The 20,697-nt window shown below is 64.3% G+C and carries 18 protein-coding genes; 3 read left to right on the top strand and 15 right to left on the bottom strand.

Annotated elements, in window-relative coordinates; genetic code table 11:
- The 3 genes from kdpC to kdpF all read right to left on the bottom strand — a co-directional run bounded on the left by kdpC (position 1) and on the right by kdpF (position 2,616).
- Positions 1–678, bottom strand: coding sequence for a potassium-transporting ATPase subunit KdpC (kdpC, locus tag ACYVNQ_RS18280; protein ID WP_460903969.1), 678 nt, complete (start codon positions 676–678; stop codon positions 1–3).
- 12 nt (positions 679–690) lie between these two features.
- Complete coding sequence (kdpA, locus tag ACYVNQ_RS18275) at positions 691–2,394, bottom strand: potassium-transporting ATPase subunit KdpA (protein WP_460903968.1); 1,704 nt, start codon at positions 2,392–2,394, stop codon at positions 691–693.
- 141 nt (positions 2,395–2,535) lie between these two features.
- Positions 2,536–2,616, bottom strand: coding sequence for a K(+)-transporting ATPase subunit F (gene kdpF, locus ACYVNQ_RS18270; protein WP_460904953.1), 81 nt, complete (start codon positions 2,614–2,616; stop codon positions 2,536–2,538).
- A gap of 425 nt (positions 2,617–3,041) precedes the next feature.
- On the opposite strand from kdpF, the gene ACYVNQ_RS18265 reads away from it, so the two are divergent.
- Together ACYVNQ_RS18265 and ACYVNQ_RS18260 are read left to right on the top strand one after the other, a co-directional pair.
- Complete coding sequence (locus tag ACYVNQ_RS18265) at positions 3,042–5,204, top strand: phosphocholine-specific phospholipase C (protein WP_460903967.1); 2,163 nt, start codon at positions 3,042–3,044, stop codon at positions 5,202–5,204.
- A 264-nt stretch (positions 5,205–5,468) separates the two neighbouring features.
- Positions 5,469–6,410 (top strand): MurR/RpiR family transcriptional regulator, encoded by a 942-nt coding sequence (locus ACYVNQ_RS18260; RefSeq protein WP_460903966.1) that lies wholly within the window; start codon positions 5,469–5,471, stop codon positions 6,408–6,410.
- 106 nt (positions 6,411–6,516) lie between these two features.
- Here ACYVNQ_RS18260 and ACYVNQ_RS18255 read toward each other — a convergent pair whose 3' ends face one another.
- From ACYVNQ_RS18255 to ACYVNQ_RS18200, 12 genes are all read right to left on the bottom strand, one after another.
- Positions 6,517–7,383 (bottom strand): isocitrate lyase/PEP mutase family protein, encoded by an 867-nt coding sequence (locus tag ACYVNQ_RS18255; protein ID WP_460903965.1) that lies wholly within the window; start codon positions 7,381–7,383, stop codon positions 6,517–6,519.
- 58 nt (positions 7,384–7,441) lie between these two features.
- The gene (locus ACYVNQ_RS18250; RefSeq protein WP_460903964.1) at positions 7,442–8,080 is read right to left on the bottom strand and encodes a cysteine hydrolase family protein; all 639 of its coding nucleotides are present in this window, start codon (positions 8,078–8,080) and stop codon (positions 7,442–7,444) included.
- A 14-nt stretch (positions 8,081–8,094) separates the two neighbouring features.
- A complete protein-coding gene (locus ACYVNQ_RS18245) occupies positions 8,095–10,185 on the bottom strand; it encodes a hydantoinase/oxoprolinase family protein (RefSeq protein ID WP_460903963.1) in 2,091 nt (696 codons plus the stop codon).
- A complete protein-coding gene (locus ACYVNQ_RS18240) occupies positions 10,185–11,852 on the bottom strand; it encodes a hydantoinase B/oxoprolinase family protein (RefSeq protein ID WP_460903962.1) in 1,668 nt (555 codons plus the stop codon). The genes ACYVNQ_RS18245 and ACYVNQ_RS18240 overlap by 1 nt, the downstream gene beginning before the upstream one ends.
- Positions 11,846–12,403, bottom strand: coding sequence for a LeuD/DmdB family oxidoreductase small subunit (locus tag ACYVNQ_RS18235; RefSeq protein WP_460903961.1), 558 nt, complete (start codon positions 12,401–12,403; stop codon positions 11,846–11,848). Before ACYVNQ_RS18235 ends, ACYVNQ_RS18240 begins: the two co-directional genes overlap by 7 nt.
- Positions 12,400–13,668, bottom strand: coding sequence for a 3-isopropylmalate dehydratase large subunit (locus ACYVNQ_RS18230; RefSeq protein ID WP_460903960.1), 1,269 nt, complete (start codon positions 13,666–13,668; stop codon positions 12,400–12,402). The genes ACYVNQ_RS18235 and ACYVNQ_RS18230 overlap by 4 nt, the downstream gene beginning before the upstream one ends.
- A 3-nt stretch (positions 13,669–13,671) precedes the next feature.
- Positions 13,672–14,382 (bottom strand): ABC transporter ATP-binding protein, encoded by a 711-nt coding sequence (locus ACYVNQ_RS18225; RefSeq protein ID WP_460903959.1) that lies wholly within the window; start codon positions 14,380–14,382, stop codon positions 13,672–13,674.
- The gene (locus ACYVNQ_RS18220) at positions 14,379–15,134 is read right to left on the bottom strand and encodes an ABC transporter ATP-binding protein (RefSeq protein ID WP_460903958.1); all 756 of its coding nucleotides are present in this window, start codon (positions 15,132–15,134) and stop codon (positions 14,379–14,381) included. Before ACYVNQ_RS18220 ends, ACYVNQ_RS18225 begins: the two co-directional genes overlap by 4 nt.
- Positions 15,127–16,134, bottom strand: coding sequence for a branched-chain amino acid ABC transporter permease (locus ACYVNQ_RS18215; protein WP_460903957.1), 1,008 nt, complete (start codon positions 16,132–16,134; stop codon positions 15,127–15,129). Before ACYVNQ_RS18215 ends, ACYVNQ_RS18220 begins: the two co-directional genes overlap by 8 nt.
- A 2-nt stretch (positions 16,135–16,136) precedes the next feature.
- Complete coding sequence (locus tag ACYVNQ_RS18210) at positions 16,137–17,009, bottom strand: branched-chain amino acid ABC transporter permease (RefSeq protein WP_460903956.1); 873 nt, start codon at positions 17,007–17,009, stop codon at positions 16,137–16,139.
- A gap of 9 nt (positions 17,010–17,018) precedes the next feature.
- Entirely contained in the window at positions 17,019–18,224 is a 1,206-nt protein-coding gene (locus ACYVNQ_RS18205; protein WP_460903955.1) for an ABC transporter substrate-binding protein, read from the bottom strand.
- A 97-nt stretch (positions 18,225–18,321) separates the two neighbouring features.
- Positions 18,322–19,125: a GntR family transcriptional regulator gene (locus ACYVNQ_RS18200; protein WP_460903954.1), complete on the bottom strand. Its 804-nt coding sequence runs from the start codon at positions 19,123–19,125 to the stop codon at positions 18,322–18,324.
- 360 nt (positions 19,126–19,485) lie between these two features.
- On the opposite strand from ACYVNQ_RS18200, the gene ACYVNQ_RS18195 reads away from it, so the two are divergent.
- Entirely contained in the window at positions 19,486–20,673 is a 1,188-nt protein-coding gene (locus tag ACYVNQ_RS18195) for a porin (protein WP_460903953.1), read from the top strand.
- Positions 20,674–20,697 lie beyond the last annotated feature (24 nt).

Genomic DNA, 20,697 nt, shown 5'->3' with positions numbered 1-20,697 from the left:
CTATCGGGTCGCGTTGACAGCATCCAGCGCGAGGTTGAGTTTCAATACGTTTACGCGCGGGTCGCCTAAGACGCCAAGCTGACGCGGCGTGACGTTCTGTTCGATCAGCGCGTTCACCTGTTGCGGTGTGAGGCCTCGGGCATGTGCAACGTGCGCGCCCTGCAAGACTGCGTTCGCGACCGAAATGTCGGGGTCGAGGCCGGAGGCGGACGCGGTCACCGCATCGACCGGCACCGGCGCATCGGCCGCGAGACCGTTTTCGCTGCGATACGCCACCGCGCGCGCCTGCACCTGATCGACCAGCGATTTGCTGGTCGTCCCCAGATTGCTCGCACCGCTTGCCGCAGCGTTGTACGGCTGCGCCACCGATTGATCCGGATGCGCCGGGTCCGGGCCCAGCGTCGCGCTCGGCCGCGGGTGGAAATACTGCGGCCTGGTGAAGTTCTGGCCGATCAGCAGCGAACCGGCCGGTGCGCCGCCGCGCTCGACGAGGCTGCCGCGCGAGGCAGCGGGCCACACGAGTTGCGCGACGCCGGTGGTCGCGAGCGGGTACGCCAGGCCCGTGACCACCATGAAGAACACCGCGGAGACCAGCGCCGGACGCGCCATGCCGCGAAACAGCGGCACGCCGGGCTGGTTCGCCTGAGACGGCGTTGGAGTTTGAGTCACTGTGCTCATCGATTTCGATCCTTAGAACAGTTGTCCGCTTGCCAGCATCAGATGCTCGACGATGGGACCCAGCGCGAGCGCCGGGAAGAAGGTCAGTCCGCCGACCAGCAGCACCACGAACACCAGCAGGCCGGTGAACAGCGGCGTAGCGGTAGGCAAGGTGCCCGCGCCTTCAGGAACGCTCTTTTTGGCAGCGAGCGACCCGGCCACAGCCAGCATCGGCAGCAGCGTGAAGTAGCGGCCGAGCAGCATCGCGAAACCGATCGTCGTATTGAAGAACGGCGTGTTCGTGTTCAGGCCGGCAAACGCGGAACCGTTGTTCGCCGTACCGGACGTGTACGCGTACAGCACCTCGCTAAAACCGTGCGGGCCAAGATTGTTGAGACTCGCCGGCGTGGACGGCCACAACACCGCTAACGCGGTCAAACCGAGAATCGTCAGCGGATGCGCGAGCACCGCGAGCATCACGAACTTCATCTCGCGTGCCTCGATCTTCTTGCCGAGAAATTCCGGCGTGCGGCCGATCATCATGCCGACGATGAACACCGTCAGGATCGCGAACGTGATCAGGTTGATAAAGCCGACACCGTCGCCGCCGAATACGTTGTTCAGCATCATCTCGGCGATCGGTATGAGACCGCCGATCGGCGTCAGCGAATCGTGCATCGCATCGACCGAGCCGGTGGTAGCCGCGGTGGTCACCGCGACGAACAGGCTGGTCTGGCCGATCCCGAAGCGCAATTCCTTGCCTTCCATATTGCCGCCGGCCTGCAGCGCCGACGTGTGCTGATCGACGTTGAGCCGCGTGAGATTCAGGTTGCCGTGCTGCTCCGCCGCATAGACGATCGCCAGCGCGCCAACCAGCATGACCAGGAATGCAGTGAAAAATGCCCAGCCTTGGCGGCGGCGCATCAGCATGCTGCCCGCCGTATACGTGAGCGCAGCCGGAATCAGCAGCATGCACAGGATGTGCAGCGTATTGGTGAGCGGCGTCGGGTTCTCGTACGGATGCGCGGCGTTCATGCCGAAGAAGCCGCCGCCGTTGGTACCCAGGTGCTTGATCGACTCGAGGCTCGCCACCGGGCCCATCAGCAGGTGCTGTTGCGCGCCTTCCAGCGTGGTCACGACGGCTTCGCTGCTGAGCGTCTGCGGCATGCCTTGCCATACGTAGACCAGCGCCATCACGAACGACAGCGGCAGCAGGACGCGGTACAGCACGCGCGTGAAGTCGACCCAGTAGTTGCCGATATCCTGCGCGCTCTTGCGGCACAACCCGCGGATAAAGCCACCGCACGCAGCAACGCCGGTCGCGGCGCTGACCATCATCAGGAATGTGATGACGGCCATTTGCGAGAAGTTGGAAAGACTCGATTCACCCGAATACGATTGCCAGTTCGTATTGGTGACAAACGACGCAGCTGTATTGAACGCGAGGTCCGGCGTTTGCGCCGCACGCTGCAACGAATCGAACGGCAGCAGGCCTTGCACGCGCAGCAGCAGGTAGCCGAGCAGCATCATCGCGGCGTTGCTGAGCAGCAGCACCACCGCATAGCGTTGCCACGGCATCGGCTCGGCAGGGTCGGTGCCGAGCACTGCATAAGTCCAGCGCTCGATGCGCCAGTGCCGCTCATGCGTAAAGACGCGCGCGAGCCACTTGCCCATCGCGACCGTCAGGCCGGTCATGACGGCAAGCACCAGCACAAATTGAACAAGATCGTCGAACATGGCAGTTTCCTTTAGATCCTGTTCAGCGCAACGATAAAGCCCGCGGAAATCGCGAAAAAGGCTATCGACACGACGGTAAAAATCAGGTCGTTCATGATTGTTATTGAGCGGAAAAAATAAGTAGCAGCGCTGACGTGCGGATCAAAAGCGTTCGGGCTTGATCAGCGCGTACAGCAGATAGACGAACAGGGCTGCGGCAAGCAGGCCGGCAAAGGCGATCATGATCGCGCCTCGTGCACAGGCAGGCGCTGGCGCACTGCGGCGCGGCCTCTGATTTTCGAATGAAGGAGCGGCGGCATATCGATCAACTCGGGTTGTGGAAATACGCCGCTACTGTAGGGAAGGCAATGTCAAAAGCGTGCTGAGTTTTATAAGGCGATGTAAAGGCGAAGTTAAGGCACGACGCTTATCGCAAACGCATGAGTTTCCGGCGAGCGAACCGGGTTCCGTCATCCTGCTGTCGCACGCGGCGCATTCAATGGTGCTGCGTGCGTCGACACACTTTCCGCGCACGCGCCGCTCGCACCCGGTCGATTCGTCGCTGAGCATGTCTCAGAGCAATCATATAAATATTCTGAAATATTTTCACCCCGCTGACATATCGGCCCATTAGTCTTTCACGCGCCCCCCAACCCGTTGAGAGACACATGAGCAAAATCGATCGACGTACTTTTCTATCCGGCGCTGTCAAAACCGCCGGCGCCGCAGCCGCACTTAACGCATTGCCGGCCAGCATCGCCAAGGCTCTCGCGATTCCCGCCAACGTGCATACCGGCACGATCCGCGACATCAAGCACATCGTTGTGCTGATGCAGGAGAACCGTTCCTTCGACCACTACTTCGGCGCGATGCGCGGCGTGCGCGGTTTCGGCGACCGCCTGCCGGTACCGGTGCCGGGCGGCGAGCCCGTATGGAACGAATCGGACGGCACGCGCGTGATCAAGCCGTTCCACCTCGACAGCGCGACCGTCAACGCGTTGCGCGTGGCCGGCAATCCGCACACCTACATGGATGCGCAGGACGCGTGGAGCCAGGGCCGCTTCGGCCTGTGGCCGAAGTACAAGAGCGAGCGCTCGATGGGCTACTACCGCCGCGAAGACGTGCCGTTCCAGTACGCGCTGGCCGAATCGTTCACGCTGTGCGACGCATATCACTGCGCGATCACCGGCGGCACGGACCCGAACCGCATCGTGTTCTTCTCCGGCTCGAACTACGATCCGGCGACGCGCAAGGCCGGCATGAACTCGGTGGCCGCCAATGCCGAAATCAACAACTTGCGCTGCAGCGTCGGCGGTCATCTGCCGACGCCGGGCTACTCGTACAGCGGTTCGGCCTTTACGTGGAAGACGCTGCCCGAGTTGCTGCAGGACAAGGGCGTGTCGTGGCGCATCTATCAGGACCCCAACAATAACTGGAACGGCCTGCTGCACGGCGGCCTCGCGTTCGAGAGCTTCCGCCAGTCGCAACCGGGCAACCCGCTATACGACAACGGCATGACCGCATGGTCCATCGAGCAGCTCGCACAGCACGTGGCGGCCGAGACGCTGCCGGAAGTCAGCTGGATCCTGCCAACGCCCGCGCAATCCGAACACCCGGGCGCACCGTCGAGCGCAGTGGAAGGCGCAGCGTTCATCGATACGGTGCTGTCCGCCCTCACCTCGAACCCGAAGGTGTGGAGCCAGACCGCCTTGTTCATCACGTTCGACGAAAACGATGGCTTCTTCGATCACCTCCCCCCTCCGGCTGTGCCGTCGCTTGATGCGGCCACCGGCGATCTGATCGGTAAGTCGAGCGTCGATGTAACGGGCGAATATCTCGACACGCAGGGCAACCCTGCGCTGAATGGCCAGAACAGCAGCGGCGACGTGATGAACGTGCGGCCGTGGGGCTGTGGCCCGCGCGTGCCGATGTACGTGGTGTCGCCGTGGACCAAGGGCGGCTGGATCAACTCGGAAACGTTCACGCACACGTCCCTCGGCCGCTTCCTCGAGAAGCGCTTCGATATCCACGTGCCGGCGATCAGCCCGTGGCATCGTGCAGTGGCAGGCGATCTGACCTCGATCTTCGACTTCGAATCGCCGAACAGCCCGAAATTCCCGACGCTGCCGGACACCAGCAACTACCAGGCAGTGGTGGCCGACCAGCTGAAGAAGCCGGCCGCGCACGCCCCGGCGACGCCGGCCGTGCTGTTCCAGGAAACCGGCATGGTGTTCTCGCGCGCGCTGCCGTACGAGCTGCATGTAACGGCGGATGTCGATGTGTCGAACGGCCACGTGCAGCTGAAGTTCAACAACACCGGCAACGCGGGCGCGGTGTTCCACGTGTACGACCGTCTGCACCTCGACCGCATTCCGCGCCGCTACACGGTGGAAGCGGACAAGTCGCTGAACGACCGCTGGGATACGCGTACGTGGGATGCCGGCAAGTACGACCTCGAAGTGCACGGGCCGAACGGTTTCCTGCGCACCTTCAAGGGCACGACGATGGCATCGGCACAAGCAGCCCAACCGGAAGCCAAGCTCGCTTACGACGTGCGTGCGCGCGAAGTGGTGATCAAGGCGCACAACGACGGCCGGCATAATGTGAAGCTCACGCTGGTGGCCAATGCGTATCGCACGGGTGGCGCGGTGACGCTGAACCTGCAGCATGGCGACGACGTCGAGCATCATGTGTCGGTCGATCACAGCGGCTGCTGGTACGACCTGACGGTCAGCGACGCATCCAGCGGTTTCGAGCGGCGCTTTGCCGGCCGCATGGAAACCGGCCGCCCGAGCGTGACCGATCCGGCGATGGCGACTGAGCTCAGCTAAGCGGCGAGTTGTCGATGTAACGCGCGGCCGCTCGTTGCGGCCGCGCGGCGCAGGCGGATTCCGGCGGCCCCGGGTTGATTTTCAACAGGCTTTGGCATAAAGCGCCGGCCGCCGCGCATTCCGCTTCGCGCAGGACCCGCCTCTTCGTTTGGCGTAACGGTCCACCCCTGTTGCATACTTTGCGATTGGCTCATCTGGATTAAAGTGAATCCAGCCGCTGCCGGACAGCGGGCCGTTTGCTGGACATCCAATCGGAAAGGTTCTATGAAAGCGAAACAACCGGGCGCTGCCCGTTTGCGCGCCCCCGCCGGTGCGCGCCGTACCGCCGCCGCAGCGGCCAGCGCCGTCGTCGCGCCCGAGGCGCAGTCGGGCATCCTGACGCGGGTGATGGGCATGCGTCCGTCGTTCGGACCGGCCAGCCAGAGAATTGCCGACTTCGTCGTCGAGCATGCGAGCGACGTGATCCACATGTCGGTCAGCGACGTCGCCGAACAGACTTCTTCCAGCGAAGGCAGCGTGGTCGCGTTCTGCAAGAGCGTTGGCGCAACCGGTTTCCAGCAGCTGAAAATCCTGCTCGCGCAGGAGCTCGTGCAGCCGGTGCAGATCATTCACGAAGATCTCGAACCGGAGGACGACGTCACCACGGTCGTGCGCAAGCTGTTTCACAGCAACGTGCAGACGCTGCGCGACACCGAGGCAACGCTCGACGTCAAGGCGGTCGAACAGGCGGTGAAGCTGCTCAAGGCGGCAAAGCGCATCGAAATCTACGGTATCGGCAGCGCCGCGCCGATTGCGGAAGACGCCGAATACCGGATGCTGCGGATCGGCCTGAACGCGAAGGCGGTGGTCGATTCACATATTCAGGCGATCAGCGCGTCGCTGGCGGGTCCCGAGGTCGCGACGCTGACCATTTCGCATTCGGGCAGCACGCATGAAACGCTCGATGCGACGCGGCTCGCCAGAAAGTCCGGTGCGCGCACGATCTGCATTACCAATGTCGGTAAATCGCCGCTGCGTGCGCATGCGGAAGTGGTGCTGTGCACGATGGCGCGCGAAACGCGGTTTCGCACTGAAGCGATGACGAGCCGTCTCGCGCAGTTGGCGATCATCGACGTGCTGATTGCCAGCCTTGCGCTGACCGAGTATGAGAAATCGGTCGACCTGCTGCGGCATACGTTCGACGTGTTGTCGATCAAACGGTACTGAGCGTACTGCGGCGATTGCGGCTAAGACTAAGACTAAGGCCAAGGCCAAAGCCAACCGAGGCCACTAAAACCACGAAGCGGCGCACGCCGTGCGCCGCATGCGGCCGCTATTCGTACTGCCGCGCCTCCGTCATCAGCGCAGGTGTACCGATCACATCGTTGATACCGTCGAAATCGAGCATATGGTCGCGCCATGGCGCGGTCGTGCCATGCTCGCGCAGGCTGCGATAGTAGCCGCGCAGCGTATGCGCGACCGCGCGAGCCGTGCCACCCGGGAAGATCACGATGCGAAAGCCGAGCTGCGTCAGCGCCTGCGCGCTTTGCACCGGCGTCTTGCCGCCTTCCACCATATTCGCGAGCAGCGGCACACGTGAAGCGAAGCGTTGGCACGCCGCTTCCATCTGTTCGACCGAACGCAACGCCTCGATAAACAGCGCATCGACACCCGCTTCCAGATAGCGCTCGGCCCGCTCGAACGCCGCGTCGATGCCTTCCACCGCCACCGCATCGGTACGCGCCAGAATCAGCGTGTCGTTGCTGGCGCGCGCATCGACCGCCGCGCGCAGCTTGCCGCACATCTCGCTGACCGAAATCACGCCCTTGCCGTCCAGATGGCCGCAGCGTTTCGGGAAGGTCTGATCTTCGAGCTGGATCATCGCGGCGCCGGCGCGCTCGAAGCCGCGCACCGTGCGCTTCACGTTCAATGCATTGCCGAAACCGGTGTCCGCGTCGACGATCACCGGCAGGTCGACCCGCTCGGCAATCCGCGCGAGTGTGTCCTCGACTTCGGTGAAAGTGGTCAGGCCGACGTCCGAGCGGCCGAGCCGCGTATAGGCAATCGACGCCCCCGACAGGTACACCGCTTCGAAGCCCGCCTGTTCCGCGATCAGCGCGGTCATCGCATCGAACACGCCGGGTGCGAGCACCGCCCCTTGCGCGAGCTGCGCTTTCAATCGTTTGCTGGTTTTTTCCATGATCGATGTAGTGGATTCAGTCTGTGCCGGGCGAAGGTAGGCGACGCGCTTGAGCGGCTTACGCCGCTTGCACGTCGTGCAGCCGCGCCGCGAATGCATCGCAGGTGGTGATCTCGCCGACCGTGCGCAGGTCGGCCAGCGCCGCGTCATGCGCGGCATCGCTGCCGGCTGCGCAGCCGTCGGCCAGCACCAGCACGCGGTAGTCGCGCATGTGCGCATCGCGCGCCGTGCTGGCCACGCCGCCATTGGTCACGATGCCGCACACCGCCAGCGTGTCGATGCCGGCGCGGCGCAGCACCCAGTCGAGCTGCGTGTTGAAGAACGCCGAATAGGCGACCTTCAGCACCGCGACGTCGACCAGATCTTCGAGCTCGGGCACCGTTGCATGGCCGGACGAACCGGACACGAAGTCGCCGCGCCGCAGGAACGGACGCAGTTGCTTCAGGTGTGGCGAGATCATCGGTTCACCATGCGCGTCGGGCCACAGCGTGAACTGGCTCGCCGCGACGTAGCCGCCCAGCCGCTTCAAGATGCGCGCCACCGGCAAGATGCGGCCGGGCAAAGCACGCGCGGCAGCTGGCACCGCGCCGCCGCGGTCGTACGCGCCGCCGGCACTGATGAAGTCGTTTTGCAGATCGACGATCACGAGCGCGGTGCGCGCGGCGTCGAGCAGCGGGGTGTTGTGGGTATCAGTCACATTCAGCTCCTGGCTCAGCCGGCTTGACGCGTAATCAGCAGATTGCCGAGCGCATCGACGCGACCCCTAAAGCCCGGTTCGAGCCAGATCGTCGTGTCCGCCTGTTCGAGAATCGCCGGACCGTCGACGCTCGCGCCGACCGGCAATTCGAGCCGCGCATGACGCGTCGCGTCCCACCACTGGCCATCGTGAAAGACCCGCTGCGTTCCAAGCGGCGCAGGCATCGTGGACGACTTCGGCGCCAGCACCGCCAGATCGAACTTCGGCCGCACGCCGATGCGCGCATAACGCAGGTTCATGATGCGCACCGGGATGCCGGTGAGCGCGCGCCCGAACGCGGCGCGATAGGCCGCTTCGAAGGCCGCTGCAATCGCGTCGCGCGACAACGCGCTGCGTTGCACTTCGACGCGCACCGTATGGCTCTGCCCGACGTACAGCATGTCGAGCTCGACGCTCTCGCGCACCGCATCGAAGGCGACGCCTGCCGAATCGAGACGCTGCTGGCACGCGTCGGCCATCGCCGCGACGCGTTCGCGCAGATCGTTCGCATCGAGATCGGCGAGCGCGCAATTGACGGTTTGCACGGTGTCGTGACGCATATCCGCAATCACGCAGCCGAGCGCCGACGTCACGCCCGGAAAGCGCGGCACGATGCCGGTAGTGGTACCCACTTCGCGCATCATCGCGCACACGTGCAACGCGCCGCCGCCGCCGAACGGCATGTACGCGAATTCGCGCGGATCGTGGCCGCGTTCGATCGACACCAGCCGGATCGCGCCGGCCATCTTCGCGTTGGCCACTGTCAGGATCGCTTCGGCGGCCGCGTACGCATCGAGGCCGAGTGGACCGGCCACATGTACGTCGATCGCTTCGCGCGCCTTGCCGGCATCCATGCGTGCCAGCAGGCCGCCTCCCAGCGGGCGGTCGGCGGCGATGCGGCCGAGCAGCACGTTCGCATCGGTCACCGTCGGGCGCAGATTGCCGCGGCCGTAGCACGCCGGGCCCGGATTGCTGCCGGCGGATTCAGGGCCGACCTGCAGCAGGCCGCCCGCATCCACTGACGCAATCGAGCCGCCGCCCGCGCCGATCGTCTCGATCTGGATCATCGGCGCGCGTACCACCATGCCGAATTCGATCGAGGTCTGGGCAGCCAGCGAGACCTCGCCGCCCGCTACCAGCGATACGTCGTATGACGTGCCGCCCATATCGCCGGTCACCAGATTCGGATAACCCGCCGCGCGGCCGATCGCGGCACACGCGATCACGCCTGCCGCCGGCCCGGATAGCGCGGTGCGCACCGGCATATCGCAGGCTGTGTGGCGCGACATGATGCCGCCGTTGCTCTGCACGACCAGCAGTTCGCCGCTAAAACCATGCGCATTCAGGTCGCCCGCGAGCCGCGTCAGATAACTGCCGACCACCGGCTGCAGCGAAGCATTCAGCGTGGCCGTCGAACAACGCTCGAACTCGCGGATCTCGGGCAGCACTTCGGTCGCGGCGGTGACGTTCGCATTCGGCCACAGCGCGCGCACTGCGGCGACCGCGCTCGCCTCATTGGCCGGATTCGCGTACGCATTGACGAAAAACACGCACACCGCCTCGCAACCGCGCTCCAGCAACTCGCGCGCGGCGGCCTCGACCTGTGCAAGATCCACCGGTGTGTGCAGCGTGCCGTCGGCGAGCACGCGCTCGCTCACTTCGAGCCGCACATCGCGCGGCACGATCGGCGCGAAATTGCCGCGCAGGCCCCATGTCTGCGGGCGGTCGCGGCGGCGCATTTCGAGCACGTCGCGAAAGCCCGCGGTGGTGATGAGCCCGGTGCGCGCCATCTTGCGTTCGAGCAGCGCATTGGTGCCGACGGTCGTGCCGTGCACGATCGTCGCGATCGCAGCCGCATTGGTGGCCAAACCCGCCGCGGCTTCCCCTTCGCGCGGCGCGCCGATGCGCTCGATACCGTTCATGAAACCGCGCGCTTCCTCACCGCGCGTGGACGGCACCTTGACCACTTGTGCAGTGCCAGCCGCCTCGTCGAGCACAAACAGATCGGTAAACGTGCCGCCCACGTCGACGCCAACGACGAGCGAACCTCGTGCAGCAGCCTTCATTACTGTTGCTCCTTCGAATCGGTAGTCACGTAACCCATTGCGCGGTCGTGCGCGCGCGCCGTTGCCGAACGCTTGTCCGGCTCGCCATATCCGCCGCCGCCCGGTGTTTCGAGGCGCACGCGTTCGCCGCGCTTCAGGCGAATGCCGAGCATCTTCGACGCCATCGGCGGCGTATGCCACTCGCCGTCGCGTTGATAGCGGAACACGTTACGCACCGATGCCGAACCGCCGGCGATACCTTGCGGCGCGGAACGACCGCGCTCGCCGAAGATGAATGCCTCGGCCTGCTCTTCGAGCAATTCGATTTCATAGATCGCGCCGAGCCCGCCGCGATGCATACCGTCGCCGCCCGAATCGGGACGCAGCGCCCATTGCGTGAAGCGCACCGGATACGCGGCTTCGAGAATCTCGAGCGGCGGGATCGTCGCGGTCGAGATCGGCGCGTTACCGTGGCTCAGGCCGTCGCCGTGCGCCTGGCCGCCGTGGCCGCCGCCGAAGAAGCTGAACATCACCCAGCGCTGGCCGGTGCGCACGCCGCTGGTGCGATGACCTGCAATCGACAGCGCGTTGATCGTGCCGTACGCCTGGGCCATCGCGAGTTCGGGTGCAGCCTTGGCCATCGCGCAGAAGATCACGTCGATCATGCGCAGGATGGTTTCCGTGTAGCCGCCGACCGGACGCGGACGGTCCGCGGAGATCAGCAGGCCGTCGGGTAGTTCGAAGGTCACGGCGTCGAGCACGCCCGCGTTGGCCGGGACATCGGGAAACAGGTGTTTCAGCGCGACATAGCAGGCTGCAATCGCGGTGGCGCGCGAGATGTTCACCGGGCCCGCGCAGGCCGGCGATGTGCCGTTGAAATCGAGCGTCAGTGTTTCGCCGGCCACCCGCATGCGCAGTGCGATGGTCAGCGGTTCGTCGCGTACGCCGTCGTTGTCGAGCACGTCTTCGAACGTGTATTCGCCATCCGGAAGCGCTGCGACGTGTGCGCGCATCAGCTTCACCGCGCGCTCGCGTAAAAGCGCGAGCGCTTCGAGCACGGTTGCGTCGCCGTAGTTGTCGAGCAGATCGTTCAGACGCCGGCCGCCGAGTTCGAGCGCTGCGAGCTGACCGTTCAGGTCGCCCCACAGGCTGTCCGGCAGCCGCGTGTTCGCCTTCAGGATCGCCAGCACGTCTTCGTCGAGTTCACCGCGGCGCAGGATCCGCACCGGCGGAATCTGCACCGCTTCCTGCCAGCATTCGGTGGCGGCCGGGTTGTAGTTGCCCGGCACCGCGCCGCCCACGTCGTGCCAGTGCGCAGCCGAAGCGAGAAAGCAGAACAGTTCGCCATTGCGGAACACCGGCCGCACCAGCTTGAAATCGTTCGCGTGCGTGCCGCCTTCGTACGGATCGTTGAACAGCCACACGTCGCCGTCGACCATGCCGCCGCGCGAAGCCGCGGCGCGTTGCGCGGCCTGCACCGCGAAGGCCATCGCGCCGACGAACACCGGCAAGCCGGTTTTGCCCTGGATCAGCGTCGCGCCCGACTGCGCATCGTAAATACCGTGGCAGGCGTCGTGCGCCTCCGCGATGATCGGATTGAACGCGCTGCGATACAGCGTCGCGTCCATTTCGTCGGCGATCTGTTCGAGCCGGCCTTTCAGGACCGCCAGCGTGACCGGATCTAGCATGGGTTGACTCCGTTGGATGTGGGGTAGCGCTGCTTCAGCAAATTCAACAGGCCGCCGGCTTCGACCATCTCGAGCAGAAACGATGGCAGCGGCTCGCAGGCCAGCGTGGTGCCGTCGGCGCGCACGATGCGGCCGGCGTGCGGATCGAGTGTGATGAGTGCGCCCTCTTCGATGCGACCGGCTTCGGCGCAGGTCAGCAGCAGCAGGCCGACGTTGAAGGCATTGCGGAAATACAGGCCGCTGAACGCGGGGGCGATCACCGCGCGCACGCCAAGGCGTACCAGTGCGGCCGCGGCCTGCTCGCGCGACGAGCCGATGCCGAAGTTCGGGCCGGCCACCAGCACGTCGCCGGGCTGCACGTTCGGCGCGAAATCGGGGCGCTGATTTTCGAGGCAGTGACGTGCGATTTCGTCGATGCCGAATTTCATGTAGGCGCCGGGCGCGAGGGCGTCGGTGTCGATGTCGGCGCCGACGCGCCACACGCGGTGCTGCGTATCACGCGCGTTTGATGCCGCGGCACTGCTTGCATCTGCAATCTTTGCTTCGTTCATGCCAGCACCTCGCGCGGATCGGTAATGCGGCCACGTAACGCGGATGCCGCTACGGTGTACGGCGAACCGAGATACACCTGCGCGGTTTGTGCGCCCATACGGCCTTTGAAATTGCGCGCGGTGCTGGAAATCACTGTGCTGCCTTCGGGGATCTGGCTGCCATAGCCCGCGCATGCGCCGCATGAGGTGGCAAGGAATTGCGCGCCGGCAGCTTCCAGCACGGCGAGTATGCCTTCGCTTGCTGCCTGGTCGCGATCGCGCACGCTGGCAGGCGCGACCACCAGTTGCACGCCCGCGGCCACGCGCTGGCCGCGCAGCACGCTGGCGGCGGCTCGCAAGTCGGCGAGCTTCGCGCCGGTGCAGGCGCCGATGTAGGCCACCTGGACGGCAACATCGTCGAATGCGCTCACGCCTTGGGTGTTCGCCGGGCTGTGCGGTGCGGCCACCTGCGGCTCGAGCTCTGCCGCGTCGAATTCATGCGTGAGCGCCTCGGCATCGGCGTCGCTCTGCCAGCGCGCGACGTCGATTTCATCCGCCACGCCGACGCTGCGCAAATAGTCGAGCGTCACCGCGTCCGGCGCGACCAGCCCGACTTGCGCACCAAGCTCGGCGCTCATGTTCGACAGCGTCATGCGTTCCTGCATCGGCAACGCAGCGACGGCTTCGCCGCAGAATTCCACCGCCTGATAGCGGCCACCGTTCATGCCGAAGCGGCCGATCATATGCAGCATCATGTCTTTCGCAGTCACGCCGGCGGCAAGACGATTGCGCCATTGCATGCGCAAGGTCTGCGGCACCTTCACCCAGATCTGTCCCGACACGGCCACGCCAAGCATCTCGGTGCTGCCGATGCCGAACATGTACGCGCCGAATGCGCCGCCGGTCGGCGAATGCGAATCGCCGCCCACGCAGAACATGCCCGGCCGCAAGTGGCCGTGCTGCGGCAACACCACATGGCAGATACCCACGCTGTCGTACACGTGCGGCAACTGTTGCGCGCTAGCCCAGTCGCGCGCAATGCGCACGATGCGGCGCGATTCGTCGTCCACTTCCGGCACGTAGTGGTCGATCACCAGCACCACTTTCGACTTGTCCCACAGCGGCGCGCCGAGCTGTTCAAGCATCGGCTGCAAACGGCGCGGGCCGCTCGAATCGTGAAACATCGCGAGGTCGACTGCACAGGTAACGATCTCCCCCACTTCGACATGCGGCTTACCACAAGCCGCTGCAATCAGTTTTTGCGCAAGCGTTTGTGCAACTGCCATCGACTACATCCCTAGATAAGTGCGGCGCAATGCGTCGGTCGCCATCAATTCCGAACAGGTGCCCGAATAGCGGATCGAGCCGTTCTCCAATACGTAACCGCGGTGCCCGGTTTCGAGCGACTGGCCGACGTTCTGCTCGACCAGCAGGATCGCGAGGCCGTCGTTCTGCAAGCGGCGGATCAGCGTGAACATGTCTTCGACCATCAGCGGCGACAGGCCGAGCGATGGCTCGTCGAGAATCAGCAGGCGCGGCTCGGCCATCAGGCCTCGGCCGATCGCGAGCATCTGCTGTTCGCCGCCGGACATCGTGCCGGCTAGCTGGTCGATCCGTTCGTTCAGACGCGGGAACAGTTCGATTATCCGCGCAAGGTTGCGCGTGCGATTGGCCTTGCCACGTGTGAACGAACCAAGCTCGAGGTTCTGCCGCACGCTCAGGTTCGGGAAAATCTTGCGGCCTTCCGGTACCTGGATCAGCCCGGCTTTTACGACGTCGCGATAGTGGCGGCCGGTCAGATCGTGGCCGTCGAAACGCACGCTCCCGTGCCACACCGGATTGATGCCGCATACGGTGTTGTTCAGCGTCGATTTGCCGACACCGTTGCTGCCGAGCAGCACTACGGTCTCGCCGGCGTCGACGCGCATGTCGATGCCGCGCAGCACTTCGGTGCGGCCGTAGCCGGTGCGCAGGCCGGTAACTTCGAGCAGGGCGCTCATCGTTGGCCTCCGTGCTGTTTGAGGCGCTCGGCGGTACCGTGGCCGAGATACGCTTCGATCACGGTCGGGTCCGACGTCACGTCGCGCGGCGTACCGCCTGCGATCAGACGCCCTTGCGCCAGCACCCACACGTGTTCGGCAAGACTCATTACGGCGCGCATCACGTGTTCGATCATCAGCACCGTCACGCCACCGTCGACGATGCCGCGAATCACCGGAATCATTTCGTCGATCTCGCTCGGGTTCAGACCGGCGAGCACTTCGTCGAGCAGCAGCAGACGCGGCTGTGCCGCCAGCGCGCGCGCCAGTTCGAGCCGCTTGCGGCCGCCTACCGTCAGGTCTGCAGCGGGTTTATCGAGGTAGCCGTGCAAATTGACGCGTTGCGCGACGGCCTCTGCCGCCTGCAGCGCGCGGCGCCGGTCCGGCTCATGCAGATGCGCGCCGACGGCGATGTTCTCGCGCACCGTCTGTGCGCCGAACGGCTGCACGATCTGGAAGGTGCGCGTGAGCCCGAGGCGCGCGGACTTCTGCGGCGCCATGCCGGTGATATCGCGGCCGAGATACTGCACGGTGCCGGCGCCCGGCTTCAGGAAACCCGACAACAACGCAAACAGCGTCGTCTTGCCGGCGCCGTTCGGGCCGACCAGCGCGGTCAGCGTGCGCGGCAGCACGTCGAAGCTGACGTCCTGCACCGCCTTCAGGCCGCCGAACGTGATCGACAGGCCACGAGCCTGCAATAGCGCTTCAGACACGGGCTTCCTCCTTGCGCTCGTCCTGCTGCGGCGCAGACTGCGGCGGCTGCGCGCCTTTCAGCATGCGGCGCACCGACAGCCCCGCGCCGCTCAGCCCGCGCGGCAGGAACATCACGATCAGCACCAGCACCGCGCCGTAGATCACCATGCTGATGCCGGGCACTTCGCCGAACAGGTTGCGGGTTGCTTCGCCGAGCGCGTACAGCACCGCGGCGCCGAGCACCGGCCCCCACAGCGTGCCCGCGCCGCCGACGATCACGCCAACCAGCGCCTCGACCGAAATCGTCGAACCGAACGCGATGCCCGAATCGATGTACTGGAACATCTGCACGTAGCACGCACCTGCCGCAGCCATGAACGCCGCGGACCATGCGATCGCGCCGAGCTTGACGCGCACCGGATCGACGCCGATCGCGCGCGCCGCGTTCTCGTTGTCGCGCACCGCCTGCAGATACGCGCCGAAGCGCGAATGGCGCAGCCATGCGGTGCACAACAGCGCGGCGATCACGAAGCCCAGCAGCAGATAGATATAGCCGCGCCGCGAACCGAACTGCAGGTTGGCGATGCTGGCATGCAGCGGCACCATCAGGCCGACGCCGCCGCCCGTGAACGGCACCGATACGGCGACGATGCGGAACACTTCGGCAAAAGCCAGCGTGACGAGCGCGAAGTACGAACCCTTCAAGCCGCTGCGGAAGGTCAGTGCGCCGACGATCAACCCGACTACGACGCCCGCCGCGATCGCGAACGGCAACGCAAGCCACGGGTTCCAGCCCCACGTCAGCTGCGCGATGGCCTGCGCGTACGCGCCGACGCCGAAGAACAACGCATGGCCGAACGACAACTGCCCACCGTATCCGCCGAGGATGTTCCACGATTGCGCGAGCAGCACCGCATACAGCGACATCATGATGAACGTCAGCGCCACGCCGGATTGCAGCAACGCGGCAGCGGCGGCAACGATCACGCCGAACAGCACAATTGAGCGTATATCGCGCATCGCTAGATCCTCGCCCCGAACAACCCTTGCGGGCGCACCAGCAACACGACGATAAAGATCGCGAACACGCCCATCTGGCCCAGCGAATCGCCGAACCACAAACCGCCGAGCGATTCGACCACGCCGATCAGCAAACCGCCGAGCAGTGCGCCGACGAAACTGCCCATGCCGCCCAGCACGACGATCGTGAACGCGATCAGCACAAAGCCGCTGCCAACCTGCGGGTTCACGTAATACGCGGGCAGCAGGAAACAGGCGGCTGCACCGACGCAAGCCATGCCGATTCCAAACGACAACGCATAAACCTTGTCGACATCGATGCCCATCAGCTTTGCCCCATGCTTTTCGCGGGCAACGGCGCGAATCGCGCGGCCGAGATCCGTGAAGCGCATGATCGCGAACAGCAGCGCCGCGATCACCAGCGCGCCGCCGAACGCAATCAGCTTGGGCAACGCGAGCAGCGCCGGTCCGATCGCGACGGTCGCCAGCGCATACGGCGTATCGATGTTGCGCGTATCGGAGTGGAACAGCACCAGCGCCAGGTTTTCCAGCACGATCGAAATGCCGAGCGTGACCAGCAGAATGTTTTCGTCCTTACCGTGCCCCGCGCGATTGATCACGCACCGCTGCAGCAGATAGCCAAACGCGAACATGCCGAGCATCACGAACGGCAAGGCCGCATACGGATCGAGCCCGAGCCGCTCGTGCAGCAAATACACGGCATACAGCGCCACCATCAGCGCCGCGCCGTGCGCGAAGTTGATGATGTGCAGCACGCCGTAGATCAGCGTCAGACCAAGCGCGATCAGCGCGTAGACGGCGCCGGTCGTGAGCCCGTTGAGCAGCGCCGTGAAAAGAATGGCGGGGTCGAACATGCGCGTGCCTCAGCTCTTCACCGGAAATACCGGTGCGGTTTCGCGGTACGGGTCCGGCAGGATCGCCTTGATATCGTGGTTCACCACCTGCGTCAGCAGCGGCTGCGCGCCGGCGTTCTGGCCGTTGACGAAATGCGTCGCACCGTACGGCATGAAATGATCCTTGAAGGTGCTCGACGCGAGCGCCGCAGTGATTGCCGCGCGATCGGCGGAACCGGCACGCTCCAGCGCATCGGCGAGCAGCATCATCGACGTGTAGGTCATGAACACTTCGTACGAGAAGTACGCATCTTTCGCTTCGACACGCTTCTTCAAAGGCGCGACGCGGGCGTCTTTCGGATTGAACCAGTGGTTGCAATCGATCACGCCGTTCGCGATGTCCGGATACTCCTTGAGGAACTTGTAGCTCGAAGCCGCGCCACCCAGCACCGAAAAGATCGCTTTCGGCTGGACTTTCTGCTGCTTCATCGCGAGCAGCAGCAGCGCGTATTCGTTGTAGTAGTTGGCCGGAATCACGATGTCCGGATTCACCGAGCGCATGCGCAGCACGATGTTGCTGAAGTCGCGGGTCGGGTTCGGGTGCTTGACGACTTCCTTGATCTCGAAGCCGTACTTCGGCAGCTCGCTGCTGAGCAGATTCGCGGTGCCGGTGCCGAACAGCGACTCTTCGTGCACGATCATCACGGTCTTCGCGGGCTTGCCCGCGGCTGTGTTCAGCGTGTTCAGGTAGTCCACCGCGCGGGCGCTGCACACCTTGTAGCCAGGGCCGAAGCGAAACGTATTGGTCAGGCCGCGCTCGACGATCTGATCGGCCACACCGACGTCCACCACATGCGGCAGGCCGTATTTCGCAGCGGTTTGCGTGGTCGCGAGGCAAATCGCCGATGCGTACGCGCCGACAATCGCCGCGACGCCCGCTTCGTTCATCTTCTCGACTTCCGCGGATCCCGCTTCCGGACGCGACTGCGCATCGCCCAACACCGCTTCGATCAGCGCGCCGCCTTGCGACTTGATGCCGCCTGCGCGGTTGATGTCTTCGATCGCGAGCAGTGCGCCGAGCCGACACTGCTGCCCGGAATACGCGAGCGCACCCGTCACCGGATGCAATACGCCGATCTTGATGCTCTTGCCGCCGGCGGCGCGCGTAACCCAGGGCGCGCTCAACATGGCGGCCGCAACCGTGGACTGACGCAGAAATGTACGACGCGAACTCATTGGCTCTCCGTGGGCATGCTTGATGGTCGATTCGGATTGACTTCGGATTGACTTCGGCTGACTGCGGCTTTGACAGCAGCGGATCCCGACGCCCCGCTTACAGCTTTTCGTTGACCGACACCTTCGCCTCGATGTCGCCGACGCGCGACAGCTGCAGCTGGTACTGGTAGCGGTCCGGCCGATACAAGCCTTGCAGCAGCTGCACCGGCCGCTCGCTGGTATCGCGTACCAGCCGCGTCACCGCGAGCAACGCCGAGCCCACCTGCACATCGAGGTTGCGCGCGACGACCGCGTCGGCGAGGCACGCGGTGATGGTTTGCGTCGCACCGCCTAGCTGTACACCGGCTTCTTCGAGCAGCATCAGCATCGGCTTGCGCTTCAGGTCCTTGCGGCTCAGCTCCGCCACCGCTTTAGGCACGTGCGTCGTGATGTACGACACCGGTCCGCTTGCGATGCTGCGCACCCGAATGCTTTTGTAGACGGGCTCGCCGACCGCCAGATGCAAGGCCTCGGCAATCGCATCCGATGCGCTTACCACGGTGCTGTCCAGCACTTCGACCGTGGTGCGCAAACCAGCGCTGACGATGTTGCCGAGCAGGCCGGTCAGATGCGCTTTCTGCCGCGATACCGTGCCCGGCTGCGGCCCACCGGGTTGCCTGCTTTGGCGCTTGCTCGCATCGCTGCGCAACGGCCACGTGCCGATGCCCGGCCGCCGCGTGACGAGGCCATCGGCCACCAGCATCTCCATCGCCTTGCGAATCGTGATGCGCGCCACCGTGAATTGGTCCGCCAAAAGATGCTCGCCCGGCACACCTTCTTCGTCGAAACGACCTTCCTGGAGCTGCTCACGCAGCACCCGGTAGATCTGGTGGTACTTCGGTAAAGGTAGTGTCGTCTCCATTTGGGTCACTCTAGAAGTGTCATATTGTCCGGTCAATAGAACAAATACAAACAGCGTTTGTTCTACATGGAAAACACCGATTAAACCCGCAATGTCACGCGTATGACAATGGCGGCCGCCTGAAGGCCTGAACGCGCGCCGCGCTGCAATCGCTCCGATGGGACATTTCAAGCTTCGAATGTTCCATTGACAAGACAAAATAGGCTGCTTAGTTTTCCGCAACCTGCTTCAACCCTGCTCGCTTAGGGTTCCGTACTGTATTGCAGTTCGCCTCGCGGCCGGCGCATCTCGACCGTGACATGCCCCCGTCTCGACAGGGGAATTCGAAATTCGACACTAACAAATCAGGTTCGGGTACAGATGAAAAAGTCACTTTGGGTGGCAGGATTGCTTGGCGCATTCGGCAGTATTTCGGCCGCGCAGGCACAAAGCAGCGTCACGCTATACGGCATCGTCGATGAAGGCTTGACCTTCAACAACAACTCGCATGGTGAGCGTCAGTACAGCATGGTGAGCGGTGAAATCCAGGCAAGCCGCTTCGGTCTGCGCGGCACGGAAGATCTCGGCGGTGGTTTGACCGCGCTGTTCGTGCTCGAGAACGGTATGGATCTGAGCAGCGGCAAGCTCGGGCAAGGCGGCCTGATGTTCGGCCGCCAGATCTACGTCGGGCTCGGCACGCCTTACGGCACCATCACGCTCGGGCGCCAGTACGATTCGGTGGTCGATTACGTCGGCCTGTTCGAAATCGGCGATCAGTGGGGCGGCTTCTATACCGCGCACCCGGGCGACCTCGATAACATCAACAACACGAACCGCGTGAATAACGCGATCAAGTACACCAGCAAGAACTACGGCGGCCTGACGTTCGGTGGCGTATACAGCCCAGGCGGCGTGGCGGGACATACCGGCCAGAACCAGATCTGGTCGCTCGGCGGCGCTTACTACAACGGCCCGCTTGGCCTTGGCGCCGGCTACCTGAATATCCGCAATCCCAACGTATCGTTCTATGGCACCAGCGTGTTGGCCAATACGTCGGGCTCTGCGCCGCTCGCGACGATGAACAACATTACGTCACCGGTGTTCTCCGGTTTTGCGGATGCGCGCACGCAGGAAGTGATCGCAGCGGGCGGCGCTTATACGTGGGGCGCAGCGACTTTCGGCGGCACTTACTCGAATACGCGCTTTAACGATCTGGCCGGTGGGCACTCGGCGCCTAACCCGTTGGGCAGCCAGGGCACCGCGGTCTTCAATAACGTCGAAGGCAATGTCAAATACCAGATCACGGCGGCGTTTCTGGTCGGCGCCGCGTACGACTATACAAAGGGTAGTTCGGTTAATGGCAAGGATGGTGCGACCTATCACCAGGCCGCAATCGGCGCCGATTACTTTCTGTCGAAGCGCACTGACGTGTACTTCGTCGGTATCTATCAGAAGGCGTCAGGTACGGATTCGACCGGCCATGCAGCGGTTGCCGCAATCAACGGTGTGACGCCGTCGAATGACGATCGTCAGCTGGTGCTGCGCGTGGGCATGCGGCACAAATTCTAAGCGTTGTCTGATGCGGCGCGCAGC

The organism is Paraburkholderia jirisanensis, assembly GCF_054782355.1.
This window is presented reverse-complemented; position numbering and strand designations above follow the sequence as displayed.